At 69.9% G+C, this 16,416-nt stretch carries 22 protein-coding genes; 7 read left to right on the top strand and 15 right to left on the bottom strand.

Annotated elements, in window-relative coordinates:
- Positions 1-11: 11 nt before the first annotated feature.
- From AC2W7E_RS07280 to AC2W7E_RS07270, 3 genes are read right to left on the bottom strand one after another with little or no spacing between them, the layout of a single operon-like run.
- Complete coding sequence (locus AC2W7E_RS07280; protein ID WP_485988828.1) at positions 12-779, bottom strand: cytochrome c biogenesis CcdA family protein; 768 nt, start codon at positions 777-779, stop codon at positions 12-14.
- A gap of 16 nt (positions 780-795) precedes the next feature.
- Positions 796-1,446: a TlpA family protein disulfide reductase gene (locus AC2W7E_RS07275; protein WP_485988827.1), complete on the bottom strand. Its 651-nt coding sequence runs from the start codon at positions 1,444-1,446 to the stop codon at positions 796-798.
- Between the two features lie 55 nt (positions 1,447-1,501).
- Positions 1,502-1,906 (bottom strand): MerR family transcriptional regulator, encoded by a 405-nt coding sequence (locus tag AC2W7E_RS07270; RefSeq protein ID WP_315105663.1) that lies wholly within the window; start codon positions 1,904-1,906, stop codon positions 1,502-1,504.
- Positions 1,907-1,912: 6 nt separating this feature from the next.
- Between AC2W7E_RS07270 and AC2W7E_RS07265 the strand changes: the two genes are divergently transcribed.
- On the top strand, positions 1,913-2,854 hold the full coding sequence (locus tag AC2W7E_RS07265; RefSeq protein WP_485988826.1) for an NAD(P)/FAD-dependent oxidoreductase: 942 nt from the start codon (positions 1,913-1,915) through the stop codon (positions 2,852-2,854).
- 66 nt (positions 2,855-2,920) lie between these two features.
- Here AC2W7E_RS07265 and AC2W7E_RS07260 read toward each other — a convergent pair whose 3' ends face one another.
- Entirely contained in the window at positions 2,921-3,562 is a 642-nt protein-coding gene (locus tag AC2W7E_RS07260) for a histidine phosphatase family protein (protein WP_025104448.1), read from the bottom strand.
- A gap of 1 nt (position 3,563) precedes the next feature.
- Complete coding sequence (locus tag AC2W7E_RS07255) at positions 3,564-3,953, bottom strand: DUF5684 domain-containing protein (protein WP_025104449.1); 390 nt, start codon at positions 3,951-3,953, stop codon at positions 3,564-3,566.
- Positions 3,954-4,085: 132 nt separating this feature from the next.
- On the opposite strand from AC2W7E_RS07255, the gene aspS reads away from it, so the two are divergent.
- Positions 4,086-5,864 (top strand): aspartate--tRNA ligase, encoded by a 1,779-nt coding sequence (aspS, locus tag AC2W7E_RS07250; protein WP_060921711.1) that lies wholly within the window; start codon positions 4,086-4,088, stop codon positions 5,862-5,864.
- Between the two features lie 103 nt (positions 5,865-5,967).
- Here the strand turns inward: aspS and AC2W7E_RS07245 are convergent, their stop codons facing one another.
- The gene (locus tag AC2W7E_RS07245) at positions 5,968-6,741 is read right to left on the bottom strand and encodes a sulfite exporter TauE/SafE family protein (protein WP_060921721.1); all 774 of its coding nucleotides are present in this window, start codon (positions 6,739-6,741) and stop codon (positions 5,968-5,970) included.
- Between the two features lie 105 nt (positions 6,742-6,846).
- On the opposite strand from AC2W7E_RS07245, the gene AC2W7E_RS07240 reads away from it, so the two are divergent.
- The 5 genes from AC2W7E_RS07240 (at position 6,847) to AC2W7E_RS07220 (ending at position 11,447) form a co-directional block, all read left to right on the top strand.
- Positions 6,847-7,362: a GNAT family N-acetyltransferase gene (locus AC2W7E_RS07240; RefSeq protein WP_485988871.1), complete on the top strand. Its 516-nt coding sequence runs from the start codon at positions 6,847-6,849 to the stop codon at positions 7,360-7,362.
- Positions 7,363-7,497: 135 nt separating this feature from the next.
- Positions 7,498-8,637: an ABC transporter substrate-binding protein gene (locus AC2W7E_RS07235; protein ID WP_126894016.1), complete on the top strand. Its 1,140-nt coding sequence runs from the start codon at positions 7,498-7,500 to the stop codon at positions 8,635-8,637.
- Positions 8,638-8,734: 97 nt separating this feature from the next.
- Positions 8,735-9,571 carry an ABC transporter permease subunit gene (locus AC2W7E_RS07230; RefSeq protein ID WP_315105800.1) on the top strand — a complete coding sequence of 279 codons (837 nt, stop codon included), beginning with the start codon at positions 8,735-8,737 and terminating at the stop codon, positions 9,569-9,571.
- Positions 9,568-10,359, top strand: coding sequence for an ABC transporter permease (locus tag AC2W7E_RS07225; RefSeq protein ID WP_126894041.1), 792 nt, complete (start codon positions 9,568-9,570; stop codon positions 10,357-10,359). Before AC2W7E_RS07230 ends, AC2W7E_RS07225 begins: the two co-directional genes overlap by 4 nt.
- On the top strand, positions 10,356-11,447 hold the full coding sequence (locus tag AC2W7E_RS07220) for an ABC transporter ATP-binding protein (protein WP_126894014.1): 1,092 nt from the start codon (positions 10,356-10,358) through the stop codon (positions 11,445-11,447). The genes AC2W7E_RS07225 and AC2W7E_RS07220 overlap by 4 nt, the downstream gene beginning before the upstream one ends.
- A 23-nt stretch (positions 11,448-11,470) precedes the next feature.
- Here AC2W7E_RS07220 and AC2W7E_RS07215 read toward each other — a convergent pair whose 3' ends face one another.
- From AC2W7E_RS07215 to AC2W7E_RS07175, 9 genes are all read right to left on the bottom strand, one after another.
- Positions 11,471-12,226, bottom strand: a complete 756-nt coding sequence (locus AC2W7E_RS07215) for an amino acid ABC transporter ATP-binding protein (RefSeq protein WP_060921706.1) — start codon at positions 12,224-12,226, stop codon at positions 11,471-11,473.
- A complete protein-coding gene (locus AC2W7E_RS07210; RefSeq protein WP_025104458.1) occupies positions 12,223-13,020 on the bottom strand; it encodes an amino acid ABC transporter permease in 798 nt (265 codons plus the stop codon). Before AC2W7E_RS07210 ends, AC2W7E_RS07215 begins: the two co-directional genes overlap by 4 nt.
- Positions 13,021-13,054: 34 nt before the next feature.
- Complete coding sequence (locus tag AC2W7E_RS07205; RefSeq protein WP_485988825.1) at positions 13,055-13,801, bottom strand: basic amino acid ABC transporter substrate-binding protein; 747 nt, start codon at positions 13,799-13,801, stop codon at positions 13,055-13,057.
- A 208-nt stretch (positions 13,802-14,009) separates the two neighbouring features.
- Positions 14,010-14,312: a Dabb family protein gene (locus tag AC2W7E_RS07200; protein ID WP_025104460.1), complete on the bottom strand. Its 303-nt coding sequence runs from the start codon at positions 14,310-14,312 to the stop codon at positions 14,010-14,012.
- Positions 14,309-14,605, bottom strand: coding sequence for a glutaredoxin family protein (locus AC2W7E_RS07195; protein ID WP_025104461.1), 297 nt, complete (start codon positions 14,603-14,605; stop codon positions 14,309-14,311). The genes AC2W7E_RS07200 and AC2W7E_RS07195 overlap by 4 nt, the downstream gene beginning before the upstream one ends.
- Complete coding sequence (locus AC2W7E_RS07190; RefSeq protein ID WP_303708487.1) at positions 14,602-14,904, bottom strand: rhodanese-like domain-containing protein; 303 nt, start codon at positions 14,902-14,904, stop codon at positions 14,602-14,604. The genes AC2W7E_RS07195 and AC2W7E_RS07190 overlap by 4 nt, the downstream gene beginning before the upstream one ends.
- A 79-nt stretch (positions 14,905-14,983) precedes the next feature.
- Positions 14,984-15,082 (bottom strand): 30S ribosomal protein bS22, encoded by a 99-nt coding sequence (locus AC2W7E_RS07185; protein ID WP_003792170.1) that lies wholly within the window; start codon positions 15,080-15,082, stop codon positions 14,984-14,986.
- 115 nt (positions 15,083-15,197) lie between these two features.
- Positions 15,198-15,389, bottom strand: a complete 192-nt coding sequence (locus AC2W7E_RS07180) for a helix-turn-helix domain-containing protein (protein WP_025104463.1) — start codon at positions 15,387-15,389, stop codon at positions 15,198-15,200.
- Between the two features lie 75 nt (positions 15,390-15,464).
- Positions 15,465-16,391, bottom strand: a complete 927-nt coding sequence (locus AC2W7E_RS07175) for a cyclase family protein (protein ID WP_378869656.1) — start codon at positions 16,389-16,391, stop codon at positions 15,465-15,467.
- Between the last annotated feature and the right edge of the window lie 25 nt (positions 16,392-16,416).

Genomic DNA, 16,416 nt, shown 5'->3' with positions numbered 1-16,416 from the left:
TCTCGGAGCGGTCAGAGCGGGAGGATGACACTGCCGATCACCGCCGTCAATCGGGACATGATGTCGGTCCACAGGCCGGTGACCATCAGGACACCGAGGAGGATCAGCAGCACGCCGCCGAGGATGTTCACGACCCGGATGTGGCGGCGCAGGAACCCGATGGCCTTGGTCGCCCAGCCGAAGCCGAGGGCGACGAGCAGGAACGGGATGCCGAGGCCGAGGGAGTACGCGAGGCCGAGGAAGCCCGCGCGCACGGGGTCGCCCGCGTTGAAGGAGAGCGCGAGGATGGCGGCCAGCGTGGGGCCCATGCAGGGCGCCCAGCCGATGCCGAGCGCGACGCCGAGGAGCGGGGCCCCGACCATCCCGGCCTTCGAGTCGACGTGGAAGCGGAGCTCCTTCTGCGCGAACCCGAAGAGCCCGAGGAAGACCAGGCCCATCGCGATGATGACGACGCCGAGGATGCGGGTGATGAGATCGCCCCACTGGAGCAGGAACACGCCGGCGGTGCCGCCGAGCACCGTGTAGAGGATGAAGACCACGGTGAAGCCGAGGATGAACAGCAGCACGCCGAGGACGAGGCGGCTGCGCGTCGCCGTCTGGGTGGCGCCGTCGACGGTCGTCGAGGTGTTCCGCGGCGTGACGGCTCCCCCGAGGAAGCCGAGGTAGCCCGGAACGAGTGGGAGCACGCACGGCGAGAGGAACGAGACGAGTCCGGCGAGCATCGCCACGGGGACCGCGATCCAGAGGGCTCCGGATCCGATGATCGCGTCGGGGTTCACGACGACCTCGCGGACATCAGGAGTCCTCCGCCAGCGCGTCCTTGACGAGCGTGGAGAGCACGGAGGTGCCGTCGATCGGCCCGATGATCTTCGCGGCGACGCGGCCCTGCTTGTCGAGCACGAGCGTGGTGGGGGTGGCCGAGATCGGCACGACCTTGGCGAAGGCGAGCTTGGCCTGAGCCGTGTCGACGTCGATGAGGCTCGGGTACGTGATCCCGAACTCGTCGGCGAACGCGACAGCCGTGTCGGCCTGGTCGCGCGTGTTGATGCCGATGAACTGCACGTCCGCGTCCTGGTGCTCCTGCCAGACGGCCTCCAGGTCGGGGGCCTCGACGCGGCACGGGGCGCAGCCGGCGTACCAGAAGTTGACGACCGCGACCTTCCCGGCGATGTCGGCGCTGTCGAAGTCCTCGCCGTGCTCCGTGACCCCGGCGAACTCGACCGGCTCCCCGCGCTCGGCGACGGGGATCTCGACGATCGCGCCGTCGGCGGCGACGTAGCCGGTGTTCTCGCCGTTCAGGAACGACTCGCTCACGGCGTCGGGAGCGCAGGCGCTCAGACCGACGGCGAGCACCGCAGCGAGCGCGGCTCCGCCCAGGCGGCCGAGGGGCCGAAGACGGGTGGGGCGGCCGTTGCGGATCGGGTGAATCCTGGAAGCGCGGGACACGTCTCCGAGTTTACGCAGAGCTTCCTATGCATCGGCCGGGTACCCCCCGGGGGAGTCAGAAGCGCGCGAGCACGTCGTCCACGCCGGCGCGGAACCGCGGACAGGTCGCGATGTCGTGCGCCCGGCACCCCATGGCGTGCTCGGTCATCTCCCGCGATCGCCGCATCTCCTCCATCCGCCGGTCGAGGTCGTCGAGATGCTGCTGCAGCACCTGATGCCGCCCGGCGCTGCCGTCGTCGAGGAGCACGGCGATCTGGTCGAGGCTCATCCCGGCGGCCTTGCTGCGCTGGATGACGGCGATGCGCACGACCTCGTCCTCGCCGTACCGACGCCGGCCCGCCGGGTCGCGGGGCGGCCGGAGCAGGCCGACGGTCTCCCAGTGCCGCAGCACGTTCGTCGGCAGGTCGAACCGCGCGGCGACCGCGCCGACGGACCACGGGTGCGGGTCGCTTGACTTCATGTTGACATGAAGTCACAGACTGGTGCCGAACGCAAGACGCGAGAAGGGAACCCCATGTACGACGCGATCGTGATCGGTGCCGGTCCGGCCGGACTCCAGGCGGCGCTGACCCTCGGACGGATGCACCGGCCGGTGCTCCTGCTGGACTCGGGCGAGTACCGCAACGGCACCGTGCGGCACATGCACAACATGATCGGCGCCGACGGGAAGGCCCCGGCGGACCTCCGCGCCCAGGCCCGCACGGAGCTCGCGGCCTATGCGGACGTCGAGACGCGGGACGTCGCGGCGCAGCGGATCTCGGGCGACGCGGAGACGGGCTTCTCGGTGAGCCTCGCCGACGGGTCGGTGGCCGACGCCCGACGGGTGATCCTGGCGACCGGCGTCGCGGACGACCTCCCTCCGGTGCCGGGTCTCGCCGAGCTCTGGGGCGTCCGGGTCTTCAGCTGCCCGTTCTGCGACGGACACGAGCACGCCGGGAAGCCGATCGCGATCCTCGGGGCGGCTCCCCGGGCGGCCCATCTGATCGGGTTGCTCGGCCGTCTCGTCGGCGAGATCACGGTGGTCCCGGTGGGCGAGCCGTCCGCCGCGGAGGACCGTGTCGCGCTGGAGGAGCTCGGGGTACGGGTGGCCGCCGCGCCGGTCGAGGCCGTGGCGTCTCACGAGGACGGGGTTCGGGTGCGCAGCGCCGAGGGCGACCTCGACGTCGCGGCGGTGTTCGTGGCGTCCGGCACGATGCGGCACCGGGCGCCTTTCGCCGCGGACCTCGGGCTGCGGCTCCTGGAGTCGGGGTCCATCGAGATCGACGAGTTCGGGAGGACGTCGCTTCCGGGGGTCTTCGCGGCGGGCGACCTCGCCCATCGCGCGACCCTCCCCGGCCCGATGGCCTCGGTCCTGCTCGCCGCCGCCGCGGGACAGCTCGCCGCGGTGGGGGTGCTCCAGTCCCTCTGACTTCGAATCGCCCGATTGGTCCCATTTCCGGGCCGGATGGGGTCATTCAGGCGATTCGAACGGGGGTCAGACGGCGCCGACGTCGACAGCACCGCCGGTCGCGGCGGGCTCGGCGTACGAGACCTCGCGCCAGACGTCGCCCACGCGCGCGAACGAGGTCACACTCGACAGGGCGCAGCGGCGGGTCCGCGGGTCGTGCTGCAGCGGCAGGCCGGCGACCCGGAGGTGCGTGATCCAGATCGGCGCCTGATGCGACACCATCACGATGTCCCCCGCGGTCGGGATCTCGGCCGCGGCCGTCCATGCCTCGTCCATCACCCCGAGCATGCGCTCCGCGATCGAGGCGTACGGCTCCCCCCAGCTCGGCAGCGACGGCTGACGCAGGTGCCACCAGTTCATCGGGTTCATGAGCGACCGCCGCATCCGGGTGCCCTCGAACACGTTCGTCGGCTCGATCAGACGGATGTCCGTCTCGGGCTCGAGGTCGAACACCTCCGCGAACGGGGCGGCCGACTCCTGCGCACGCTCGAGCGGTGACGCGAACAGGGCGGTCACCGGATCGCCGAGCCCCGCCACGTGCTCCGCCGCCGCCTGAGCCATCTCCTCCCCCGCGGTGCTGAGGTGGTAGTCGGGCAGCCGTCCGTAGAGCACGCGGGACGGGTTGTGCACCTCACCGTGACGAACGAGGTGCAGAAGTGATGCCGCCACGTCAGACCTCGCGGTAGCGGGAGTCGCCGAACCCGAGGATCAGATAGCCGATGTAGGGGAACAGGAACAGCAGGAAGAAGGAGAACACCCCGCCCTTGCCGAAGCGCGCGCCGAGCTTGAACGCGACGATGACCCCGAGGATGAAGTTCGCGATCGGCACGAGGTAGAGCAGGGCGAACCAGCCCGACATCCCGGCGATCTTCACGAGGAACACGACGTTCACGATCGGGATGATCGCGAGGATGCCGGGGTACCCCGCCTTCGTGAAGACCTTCCACAGTCCGACCACGACGAGGATGTAGAAGATGAGGGCGATGAGTCCCGTCGTGCCGGAGAAGATCGCGCCGAACAGGTCGGGAAGGCCGTTGCCGTCCGAGATGGAGAGGTGCATGGGGGTCCGCCTTTCGTCGTGGCGATCCTACTGAGGTGCCGCTGCTCCGCGCTGGCGACCCGGCCGGGAAGGGCCGGGACGCCCGCGTAGACTGGGCGGGTTCATCTTTCCCCGGATCAGGAGGAATCCTCCGTGCTGCGCACCCACTCCGCAGGCTCCCTGCGCGCCGAGAACATCGGTCAGACCGTCACCCTCACCGGGTGGGTCGATCGTCGTCGTGACCACGGAGGCGTCGCGTTCATCGATCTGCGGGACGCGTCCGGCATCGCCCAGGTCGTCATCCGCGACGAGGAGATCGCCCACCCGCTGCGCAACGAGTTCGTCCTCAAGGTCACCGGCGAGGTGTCGCGGCGCCCCGAGGGCAACGCGAACCCGAACCTCCCCTCCGGCGAGATCGAGGTCATCGCGGCCGACGTCGAGGTGCTGAACGAGTCGGCGCCGCTGCCGTTCCAGGTCTCGACCGCTCTGGCCGACACCGAGACCGTCGGCGAGGAGGCGCGCCTGAAGTATCGCTACCTCGACCTCCGCCGCCCGGCCGCCGCCTCCGCGCTGCGCCTGCGGTCCGACGTCTACAAGGCGATCCGGGACGTGCTGCACGCCGAGGACTTCACCGAGGTCGAGACCCCGACCCTCACCCGTTCCACGCCGGAGGGCGCCCGCGACTTCGTCGTCCCGGCCCGTCTGCACCCGGGCAGCTGGTACGCCCTGCCCCAGTCGCCGCAGCTCTTCAAGCAGCTGCTCATGGTCGGCGGTGTGGAGAAGTACTTCCAGATCGCCCGCTGCTACCGCGACGAGGACTTCCGCGCCGACCGTCAGCCCGAGTTCACGCAGCTCGACATCGAGATGAGCTTCGTCGACCAGGAGGACGTGATCGCCCTCATGGAGTCGCTCATCGTGGCGATGTGGAAGACGATCGGCGTGGAGGTGCAGACCCCGCTGCCGCGGATGACCTACGCCGACGCCATGGCGAAGTACGGCTCCGACAAGCCCGACCTCCGCTTCGGACTCGAGCTCGTCGAGGCGACGGAGTACTTCAAGGACACCCCGTTCCGCGTGTTCCAGGCCGAGTACGTCGGCGCGGTGCGCATGCCCGGCGGCGCGAGCCAGCCGCGCAAGCAGCTCGACGCCTGGCAGGACTGGGCCAAGCAGCGCGGCGCCCGTGGTCTCGCCTACGTGCTGTTCAACGAGGACGGCACCCTGGGCGGCCCCGCCGCGAAGAACCTGTCCGAGGCCGAGCAGGCCGGACTGGCCGAGTTCGTGGGCGCCGAGCCGGGCGACTGCGTGTTCTTCGCCGCCGGTGCCACCAAGGAGAGCCGGGCGCTGCTCGGCGCCGCACGGGTCGAGATCGGCCGTCGCCTCGGCTACCTGAACCCGGACGAGTTCGCCTTCACCTGGGTCGTCGACGCCCCCATGTTCGAGCCGGCCGCCGACGCGGTCGCCTCCGGTGACGTCGCGGTCGGCGCGGGTGCCTGGACGGCCGTGCACCACGCGTTCACGGGTCCGAAGCCCGAGTTCGAGGACACGTTCGACACCGACCCCGGTTCGGCCCTCGCCTACGCGTACGACATTGTGTGCAACGGCTCGGAGCTCGGCGGCGGGTCCATCCGCATCCACCGCGAGGACATCCAGAAGCGGGTCTTCGAGGTCATGGGCATCAGCGACGAGGTCGCGCAGGAGCAGTTCGGCTTCCTCCTCGACGCGTTCAAGTTCGGCGCTCCCCCGCACGGCGGCATCGCACTCGGCATGGACCGCGTGCTCCAGCACCTGACGAAGACCGAGTCGATCCGCGACGTCATCGCCTTCCCGAAGTCCGGGAACGGCTTCGATCCCCTCACCTCCGCTCCCGCGCCGATCACCCCCGAGCAGCGCGCCGAGGCCGGTGTGGACTTCACTCCCGAGGACGAGGCCTGACCCGCCGAGACCCCGTCTTGCCGCCGAGACCCCGGGACACTGCCGCTGGCAGCCCGGGGTCTCGTCGCGTACCCGGGGTCTCGGCGAAGAGAAAAAGGGAGAATCAGGCGAAGAGGGGGGCGAGGTTCTCGTTCCACACGTCGACGCCGAGCTTCGCGATGAGAGCCACCACGACGACGAGGAACACCACGCGGATGAACGTCGTCCCGCGGGAGATGGCCATCCGCGAGCCCAGGTAGCTGCCGCCGACGTTCGCGACCGCGAGGATGCCCCCGAGCAGCCACAGCACCGAGCCGTGCGGGATGAAGAGGAGCAGCGCCCCCGCGTTCGTCGCGAGGTTGACGATCTTGGCCTTCGCGCTCGCCTGCAGGAAGTCGTAGCCCAGCAGCGCGACGAGGGTGATCACGAGGAAGGTGCCCGTCCCCGGACCGATCATCCCGTCGTAGAACCCGATGCCGAGCCCGGCCAGCCCGGCCATGATGTGGTGCTTGTGCCCGTGGAAGCGCAGCTGCGTCGCGGCCCCGAGCTGCGGCCGGAGCGCCGTGAACAGGGCCACCGCCAGCAGCGCGATCACGATGATGGGCTTGAAGGCGGCTGGGGGCAGCACCGTGGCGACCGCCGCGCCCCCGAACGATCCGATCAACGCGATCACCGCCATCGGCAGGGCCGTACGGAGGTCGGGCTTGGCCCGGCGGTAGTAGGTGATGCTGCTGGTCGCGGTCCCGAACACGGAGGCGAGCTTGTTCGTCGCAAGCGCCTGGACCGGGGCGATGCCGGGGATGAGGAGCAGCGCCGGGAGCTGCAGCAGCCCTCCGCCGCCGACGACCGCGTCGATCCACCCGGCACTGAACGCCGCCACGATGATGAGGATCAGCATCCCCCAGGTGAGCTGCTCGAGTCCGAGGAGGCTGCCGATATCCACTCCGCCATGATTCCAGACCCGCGGGCGCCGTCCCGCATCCACCGCTGGCAGACTGGGCTCATGCTCGCCGATCTCCCGCTTCCGCATCCGTTCGCGTCGAGGAGCGGGGACGCCGTGCTCCGGCGGGCGACCGAGGCCGACGCCGACGCCGTCATCGCGCTGCTCGCCGACGACCCGATCAGCGCCGCCCGCGGAGACGTGGCGTCCGACGAGGACCGCCCGGCGTACGAGCGCGGCCTCCGCGAGATCCTGACCGACCCCTCGAACGACCTCCTCGTGGTGGAGCTCGAGGGCGCCGTGGTCGGCACACTCCAACTGACCTCGATCCCCGGGATGGCGCGCCGCGGCGCTCGGCGGCTGCTCGTCGAGGCGGTCCGGGTGCGCAGCGACCTCCGGTCCTCGGGCATCGGCTCCGCGGTCATGCGCTGGGTCGGCGACACCGCAGCGCCCGCCCTCGGTGCGGCCATGGTGCAGCTCACCTCCGACGCCGCCCGCACCGACGCGCACCGGTTCTATGAGCGCCTCGGCTACGTGGGCTCGCACCTCGGCTTCAAGTACACCGTCCCGCAGCGCTGAAACCGGAGCGCATCCCCGCGCCACCCGCCCGACACCGACCGTTCACCCGCACCGCTCCGCGTGGCTACCTCGGACTCGTAGTGTCCTCTCGCAACCCGACACCGGCTCACAGCGCCGGACACCGAGAGGACACTCATGGCACGCTCCATCCGCCGCGCACGCATCGGCGCCGGCATCGCCCTGGCCACCACGGCCGTCATCGCTCTGACCTCCTGCGCCTCCGCGACCGACACCCCGGCCGCCGGTGACGACGCCGTGGACGCGGCGAGCGCGACCTCCGTCGAGGACTTCGGCTCGTTCGCCGACCTGGAGGCGGCCGCGAAGGAGGAGGGTCAGCTCAACGTCATCGCCCTCCCCCGCGACTGGGCGAACTACGGCGAGATCCTCGACCTGTTCGCGGAGAAGTACCCCGAGATCACCATCAACGAGGCCTCGCCCGACGTCTCCAGCGCCGAGGAGATCCAGGCGGCCGAGACGAACAAGGGCCTCGACACTGCTCCCGACGTCTTCGACCTCGGCCTGACCGTCGCCCTGCAGAACACCGACACCTTCGCCCCGTACAAGGTCCAGACCTGGGACGACATCCCCGACGAGCTGAAGGAGCCCACCGGCCTCTTCGTCGGCGACTACGGCGGCTACATGTCGATCGGCTACGACTCCTCGGCCTTCGAGGCGCCGGCCGAGTTGTCCGATCTCCTCTCCGCCGACTACAAGGGCGCCGTGGCCATCAACGGCGACCCGACGCAGGCCGGTGCGGCCTTCGCCGCCGTGGGCCTGGCGACCGTGCAGTCGGACGGCACGCTCGACGACTTCCAGCCGGGCATCGACTTCTTCTCCGAGCTGCAGAAGGCCGGGAACCTCCTCAAGGTCGACGTCACGACCGCGACCGTCGCCAGCGGCGAGACCCCCGTCGTCTTCGACTGGGACTACCTGAACGCGGCCCACACGGCCGACAACCCGGACTGGAAGGTCGTGGTCTTCGACGGCACCGGCTACGCGGGCTACTACAACCAGGCCATCAACGTCGACGCTCCGAACCCGGCCGCCGCGCGTCTGTGGCAGGAGTTCCTCTACAGCGACGAGGTGCAGAACCTGTGGCTGAAGGGCGGCGCCCGTCCGGTGCGCATGGAGGCGATGACCGAGGCCGGCACGATCGACGAGAAGCTCGCGGCCGCTCTCCCCGAGGCCCCGGAGGAGACGGTCGTGCCGACCGAGGAGCAGTCCGAGAACGCCGGCACGCTGCTCGGCGAGAAGTGGGCAGCGGCGGTCCAGTGACCACCGTCGTCGCACCGGGGGTGGATGCCGCGGCGTCCGCCCCGCCACCGCCGCCGGACCCGCGTCGCACACGCGGGCCCGGCGGTCGGCGCCGTCCGTGGCGTGGCTGGGGCTCGTACCGTTCGCCGCCTACGTGCTGCTCTTCCTCGCCGTGCCGACCGTGCTCGCGGTCGGCTCCGGGTTCTTCGACGGCGACGGTGCTTTCACCTGGACGAACGTCGCCGCCCTCGGCGACCCGGTGGTGCTGACGACCTTCGCGAACTCGGCGGGGCTGTCGCTGCTCACCGCGGCGGTCGGTGCGGTCGTGGGCGCCCTCGTCTCCTACGCTCTGCTCGGCATGAACCCGGACGGCGTCGTGCGGCGCTCCGTGGACGCGGCTGCCGGGGTCCTCGCGCAGTTCGGCGGCGTCATGCTCGCCTTCGCCTTCATCGCCACGATCGGCATCCAGGGCGTGGTCACGGTCTTCCTCCGCGACACGTTCGGCATCGACATCTTCGCCGAGGGCACGTGGCTGTACGAGCTTCCCGGCCTCATCCTCCCGTACATCTACTTCCAGGTGCCGCTCATGGTCATCACCTTCCTGCCCGCCCTCGCTGCACTGAAGCCGCAGTGGGTCGAGGCGAACCTCACCCTCGGGGGCAGCAGGGCGAGCTTCTGGCTGCGGATCGGCCTCCCGGTGCTGGCGCCGTCGTTCCTCGCCAGCCTGCTGCTGCTCTTCGCGAACGCGTTCTCCTCGTACGCCACGGCCGCGGCGCTCGCGAGTCAGGGCTCGCAGATCGTCCCGCTGCAGATCCGCACGGCGCTCACCAGCGAGACCCTGCTCGGTCGGGAGAACCTCGCCGGCGCTCTCGCCCTCGGCATGATCATCGTGGTCGGGGTCGTGATGGCGCTGTACTCCCTCATCCAGCGACGGGCTTCGCGGTGGCAGGCATGAACGGCCTCGCCCCGTCCCGCGCGACCCGTGCGGTGATCGGCATCGTCGTCGGGGCGTTCTTCGCGGTGCCCCTCGTGTCGACGTTCCTCTTCACGCTGCGCGACACCGACGGCCTCTCGTTCGCGCACTGGACCGCCCTCTTCGACCCCGCGGCGTCGGCGGCCCTGAAGCCCCTCTGGACGGGGCTCGGGAACTCGCTGACCCTCGCGGTGGTGACCGTGTCGATCGTGCTGTTCCTCCTGGCTCCCACGATGATCCTCGTGAACCTCCGCTTCCCGCGGCTCAAGGCGGCCTTCGAGTTCGTCGCGCTCCTGCCGATCTCGATCCCCGCGATCGTGCTCGTCGTGGGGCTCGCGCCGATCTACCTGCAGATCGGTCGGACCGTGGGCACCGGCACCTGGACCCTCGCCTTCGCGTACGGTGTCACGGTCCTCCCCTTCGCCTTCCGCTCGATCCAGGCGTCGATCGATGCCGCGGACCTGCGCACGCTGTCCGAGGCCGCGCGCTCGCTCGGGGCGGGCTGGCCGACGGTCGTGCTCCGCGTGCTCGCGCCGAACCTCCGCCAGGGCCTGCTCGCCGCCTCGCTGATCTCCATCGCGGTGGTGCTCGGGGAGTTCACGATCGCGTCCCTCCTCAACCGGCAGGTCTTCCAGACGGCGATGGTCGTGGTGCAGAAGCAAGACCCGTATGCCCCCGCGATCTTCACGCTGCTCGCCCTGTCGTTCGTCTTCCTCCTGCTCCTGCTCATCGGCCGCGTCGCCCGCGGTCCGCGAAAGGCCCGCTCATGACCCTCGATCACGCACTCCCGCGCACCAAGGACAACCTGCTGCTCGCCCAGGCCGGCGACGGCACGCGGGTCGAGCTCCACGGCATCGTCAAGAGCTACGGCGGCACGAGGGTGCTGCACGGCGTCGACCTCGACATCGCCCCCGGGGAGTTCGTCTCGCTGCTCGGCCCCTCCGGCTGCGGCAAGACGACGCTGCTCCGCGTGCTCGCGGGACTCGAGGGCGCCGAGGAGGGGACGGTGCTCCTGGGCGGAGGAGACGTCTCGCGGGTGCCGACGAACCGGCGCGACATCGGGATGGTGTTCCAGTCGTACTCGCTGTTCCCGCACCTCCGCGTCGTCGACAACACGGCCTTCGGGCTCCGTCGTCGGGGTATCGGCAAAACCGAGGCGGCGCGGCGTGCCCTCGATGCGCTCGCCCTCGTGGGCCTCGCCGACCTCGCCGACCGGTTCCCGCATCAGCTCTCCGGCGGACAGCAGCAGCGGGTCGCCCTGGCTCGCGCCCTCGTCACGGAACCCCGGGTGCTGCTGCTCGACGAACCCCTGTCGGCTCTCGACGCCAAGGTGCGCGTACAGCTCCGCGACGAGATCCGGCGCATTCAGCTGCGGCTGGGCATCACGACCGTCTTCGTCACGCACGACCAGGAAGAGGCCCTCGCGGTGTCGGACCGGATAGCAGTCATGAACTCCGGTCGCATCGAGCAGATCGGCTCCCCGGAAGAGCTGTACACGACTCCCGCGACCGCCGAGGTCGCCGCGTTCGTCGGCCTCTCCAGCGTCGTGTCCGGCGTCGCGGGCGGCGAGCACGTCGTCGTGTGGGGGCAGCGTCTCCCCTTGCAGACCCCCGCCGACGGCCCCGTCGACGTGTACCTCCGTCCGGAGAACGTCCGCTTCACCTCCGCGGAGGATGCCGCAACCGATGCCCTCGTGGAGGAGAGCACGTTCCTCGGCAGCATGCGGCGGACCCTCGTGCGCACCGAGTCGGGCGAGCTGGTCCGCGTGCAGCACGATCCCGCCGTGCACCCGTCGTTCGGCGACCGCGTCCGCATCGCGGTGACCCCCGCCCCGGTGGTCGCGCGTCCCCGCGGCTGATCGAGACACCGGGGCGGGGAGAGTTACAGGACGCGGGAGAGGAAGTCCTTCGTGCGCTGATGCTGCGGATTGGCGAGCACCTCGCGGGGGTCGCCCTCCTCGACGATGTGTCCGCCGTCCATGAAGATCAGCCGCGAACCGACCTCGCGCGCGAAGCCCATCTCATGCGTGACGACGAGCATCGTCATGCCCTCGTCGGCCAGCGACCGCATGACCTGCAGCACCTCGCCGACGAGCTCCGGGTCGAGGGCCGACGTCGGCTCGTCGAACAGCATCATGTCGGGGTTCATGCACAGCGCCCGGGCGATGGCCACGCGCTGCTGCTGCCCACCCGAGAGGTGCCCGGGGTACGCGTCGGCCTTCTCCGCGAGACCGACGCGCTCGAGCATGGCGCGGGCCACCTTCTCCGCTTCAGCCTTCGAGCGCTTCTTCACCCGCTGCTGCGCGATCGTGAGGTTGCCGAGCACGCTGAGGTGCGGGAAGAGGTTGAAGCTCTGGAACACCATCCCGATGCGGGTGCGCACGCGGTCGATGTCGATGTCGGGATCGGTGATGTCGATGCCCTCGATGAGCACCTTGCCGCCCGTGGGCTCCTCCAGGAGGTTCACCGAGCGGAGCAGCGTCGACTTCCCGGAACCGGACGGGCCGATCACACAGACGACCTCGCCGGCGAGAACCGTCAGGTCGATGCCCTTGAGCACCTCGTTGTCGCCGAAGCTCTTGTGCAGGTCCTGGATCGCGATCGCCGGGGCCTGGACGTCGATCAGGTCGGTGCTCATCGTGTCCTCGCCATCCGACGCTCCAGCCACGCGCTGAAACGCGTGAGCGGGATCGTCACGATCAGGTAGAGGATCGCCGCCATGATGAGCGGCGTTCCATTGGCGTTCTGCGTACTGGCGTCACGGGCGAAGGTGGTGAGCTCCTTCGACCAGACGAACGTTCCGACGACGAACAGCAGCGACGTGTCCTTTAGCAGCAGCACGAACTCGTTCGTCAGCGGCGGGATGATGATCCGGAAGCCCTGCGGGACCACGATCCAGAAGGTCGTCTTCATGGGCGACATGCCGAGCGAACGCGCCGCCTCGGTCTGTCCCTTCGGCACGGCCTGGAGTCCCGCGCGGATGGTCTCGGCCATGTAGGCCGATGCCACGAGCACGAGCCCGATCAGGCCGAGCACCACGGGACCGCCGAGCTCCTGCGCCCGCACACCGAGCGCGATCGGCACGATGAACCCGATGGCGAAGATCGTGAGCAGGGCGGGGAGTCCGCGGAACAGCTCGATCCAGACGGTCGCGATCCACCGGAACGGACCGATCTCGGACAGCTTCATCAGCGCGAGGATCACGCCGAGGAGCAGGCCGCCTGTGAACGCCACCGCCGTGAACCACAGCGTGTTGACGAGCGCGGTCGTGATGATCCCCGGCAGCATCTTGGCTGCGACCTCGGGGTTGAAGAAGAGCTGCCCGAGCCGGGCCCAGTCGGTGCTGAACGCGATCCAGACGGCGATCGCGATCAGCACCGCATAGACGGTGTACCGGTAGAGCTTCTGCTTGGTGGTGCGCCTCAACGCCATTGTCAAGGTCCTCCCGACCTCCGTGTTCCCCGGCTCAGTTCGCCGTGAAGTACTGGTCGTAGATCTTCTGGTACTCGCCGTTGTCCCTCAGCTCCGCGAGCGCACCGTTCACGGCGTCCAGGAGCTCGTCCTTCTCGCCCTTCGCGAAGGCGAAGCCGTAGGACTCGTCGGTCTCGTAGGTCTCGACGATCTCGTAGGAGGAGTCGGCCTTCTCGTGCTCGAGGTTGACGGGCTGGTCCTGCAGGATCGCGTCGATCTGCCCCGCCTGGATGGCCGGCCACAGCTCGCCGTCGGAGGGGTACTGCACGAGCTGCGCGCCCTTCGCGTTCTCGGTCGCGTACGCCTCGCCCGTGGTGCCCTGCTGCACGCCGACGTTCTTGCCGTCGAGGTCGTCGATGGACCCGATGCCCGAGTCGGTGCGCACGAGCAGCGACTGCAGCGAGTCGTAGTACGGGTCGGAGAAGTCGATGTTGGCCTTGCGCTCGTCGGTGATCGTCATGGCCGAGGCGCCGACGTCGCAGGTGCCGGCGGCGAGGGTCGTCCCCGACTGCAGCGCATCGAAGCCGACGTCCTGCACGGAGAGCTTGAGGTCGAGCTGCTCGGCGATCGCGCCGAGGAGGTCGATGTCGAAGCCCGTGTACTCGCCGTCGTCGCCCTCGAACTCGAACGGCGGGTAGGGGATGTCGGAGCAGACGGTGAGCGTGCCCGCCTCGACGAGGCCGTACTCGTCGCCGGCGGCGGCTCGCCGCCGCTGCCCGCATCGGAGGAGCCGGTGGCGCATCCGGCGAGCGCGAGGGTGGCGGTGGCCGCGATCGCGAGGCCGGCGAAGAGGTTACGACGGGACATGTCGGCTCCTGGGAGTCGGGGGGCGGGTGAGCCCACGGACGGGTAGGAGTTCATCTAAACATGCGGCTCGTCGCGTGACCAATGACATCCCCTCGCGCCGCATTACGTTTGTGTTTCGGTGCCGCGGGGACGACGCTCGACGCTCAGAGCTCGGCGTCGACCGCCACACGGCCGGAGACGACCGAGCGGATGTACCCGGCGACCTCCTCGTGCGCAGGGTGCACCTGGTATTGCTCGAGGTCGGCGACGGAGTCGAAGTCCGCGACCAGGGTCACGTCCCAGTTCGCGTCGGGGTACACGTCGTTCGCACCGGCCCAGATGCTGCGCAGCTGCGGCACGACGCCGTCGAGGGCGTTGAGCCGACGGGCGACCTCGGCCGCCTGGGCCTGCCGCTCCCCCGCGTCCTCCGCGGCGAGCTTCCAGGTCACGACATGGCGGATGGTCATCGCAGCTCCTTCTGGTCGGCACGGGCCTCCGCGTCGACGGCTTCCTCCAGCGCCTCGCGCAGCCGGTCGGGGGACACGCGCCAGTGCGCATGCAGTCGTCCGTCGATGAGGACGACGGGGATCTTCTCCCACCACTGCTCGTACAGGGCGGGGTCGTCCTGGATCGACGCCTCGACGATCTGGATGCGCTCCGCGGCGGCGTCCGGCAGTTCGGCGACGACCGCGTCGACGACCTCGGAGGCCACGGCGCACAGATGGCAGTCGGGCTTGCCGATGAGGGTCAGCGTCGTCACGACGACGGGACCTCCACCTCGCGTCCCTGGGCGATCCACTCGCCGGTTCCGCCCTCGACGTTGGTGGCGTCGTAGCCGCGGGCCTCGAGCGCCTCGACCACGCGAGCCGAGCGGCCACCAGCCTGGCAGATCACGTCGAACGACTCGGCCGGGAGCTCGCCCAGGCGGTTGCCGATCTCGGACATCGGGATGTTCACGGCGCCGGGGACGTGGCCGGCCTGGAACTCGTGCACCTCCCGGACATCGATGAGGGGCGTGCCGGAGCGCTCGGCGAGTTCGGCGACGGTGATCGACTTCATGACATCCTCTCGGCGGTGCGGAACGGCGCGCAGAGACACAAAGCGCCCGTCCGAAGACAGGCGCTCGGTGTCTGGCCGCTTACTTCTTGTTGCGGCGCTGGTGGCGAGTCTTGCGAAGCAGCTTGCGGTGCTTCTTCTTCGCCATGCGCTTGCGGCGCTTCTTGATGACAGAACCCACGGAAACCTCACTAAGTCAGGGGCTGGGTGTCGCCGGAATCGGACACCCGGGTACGAGCACGAAAAATGCCTCGGATCATCCTAGCAAACTCAGGAGGGTGCCCCGCGCCCCTCCGTCAGCCGGCGTCGGCGATGGGCCGCTGCAGAGCCTCCGCGACGGCGGACTCCGGCACGCGGTAGCTCCGTCCGAATCGGATGGCGGGGAGGTCACCGGCGTGCACGAGCCGGTACACGGTCATCTTGGACACGCGCATGAGCTCGGCGACTTCGGCCACCGTCAGGAATCGGACGTCTGGAACCTCGGGCATCCCACGTACCCCTTTCTCGATGAGCACACTCTATGGGGTCGCTGGGACGCGTGTAAACCCGCGTGGCTGTTGTGATCAGTGGGATGTCGGCACGGTCGCGAACGCCCGGACCGGGAACGTCCCGAACCCGCGGATCGCGGGAGGGGCCGCGGTGAACCGCGCCCCGCGCGCGGGGAGGCGATCCAGAGCGGTGAGGTGCTCGACGACGTGCACGCCCGCCGCGAGGAGGATGCTGTGCGCCGGTCGCTCCCCGCCGCTCTCCGTGTCGTCGATGTTGAGCGCGTCGATGCCGACGAGGCGCACCCCGGCGTCCACGAGGAAGCGCGCCGCGTCGTCGGTGAGGAAGGGCGAGCCGGTGCCGTAGGCGGGCGTGCCGAACAGCCGGCTCCAGCCGGTGTCCAGGAGCACCGCGCTGCCGCGGAGCTCGCGATCGGCGAGCGTCGCCGCCCTGATACCCCGCCGTTCGGGCGTCCACGCGTCGCGGAGGTGGAAGACCTCGGCAGGCAGGTCAACGAGGGTGTCGAGGTTTAGCGACGCCAGGTCGGCCCCGTCCGCATAGCGGTGGAACGGCGCGTCGAGGTAAGTACCCGTGTTGCCGATCATCGTGATCACGTCCATCGCGAACTCCGTCCCCGGCGCATAGCGCTCGCGCGACGCCGCGCGGGTGAGGTGCGGGGTGATGGTCGGCGCCGGCAGCCCGGGATAGGTGACCATGCCTTCCGCGATCGGGTGGCTCAGGTCCACGACCCGTTCGGTGCGGTCTCCACGAGCCGGAGCCGCGACGCCTCGGCTGCCCCGGTGCGGCTCGGCGACGATCCGCAGATCACTGAGCTCGACCTCGCCCACGAGCGCCAGACCGAGATGAGCGATGAGCAGGGCTGCGACCTCGTCCGCGGTCACGTCCTCCCGTGGCAGATCGAGTCGGAACCCCTGCCCCTGCAGCCCGCCGCCGTTGGCGAAGGTGATCGCGAAGTCGAAATGCGCGCGGTACTCGTCCGTCATGCGCCCATCCTGCCGGACCGGAGGA

This window comes from Microbacterium sp. CFSPD4_SD4, assembly GCF_057364585.1.
Note: the sequence above shows the minus strand (reverse complement) of the source record. Positions and strands in the feature narration are given on the sequence as shown.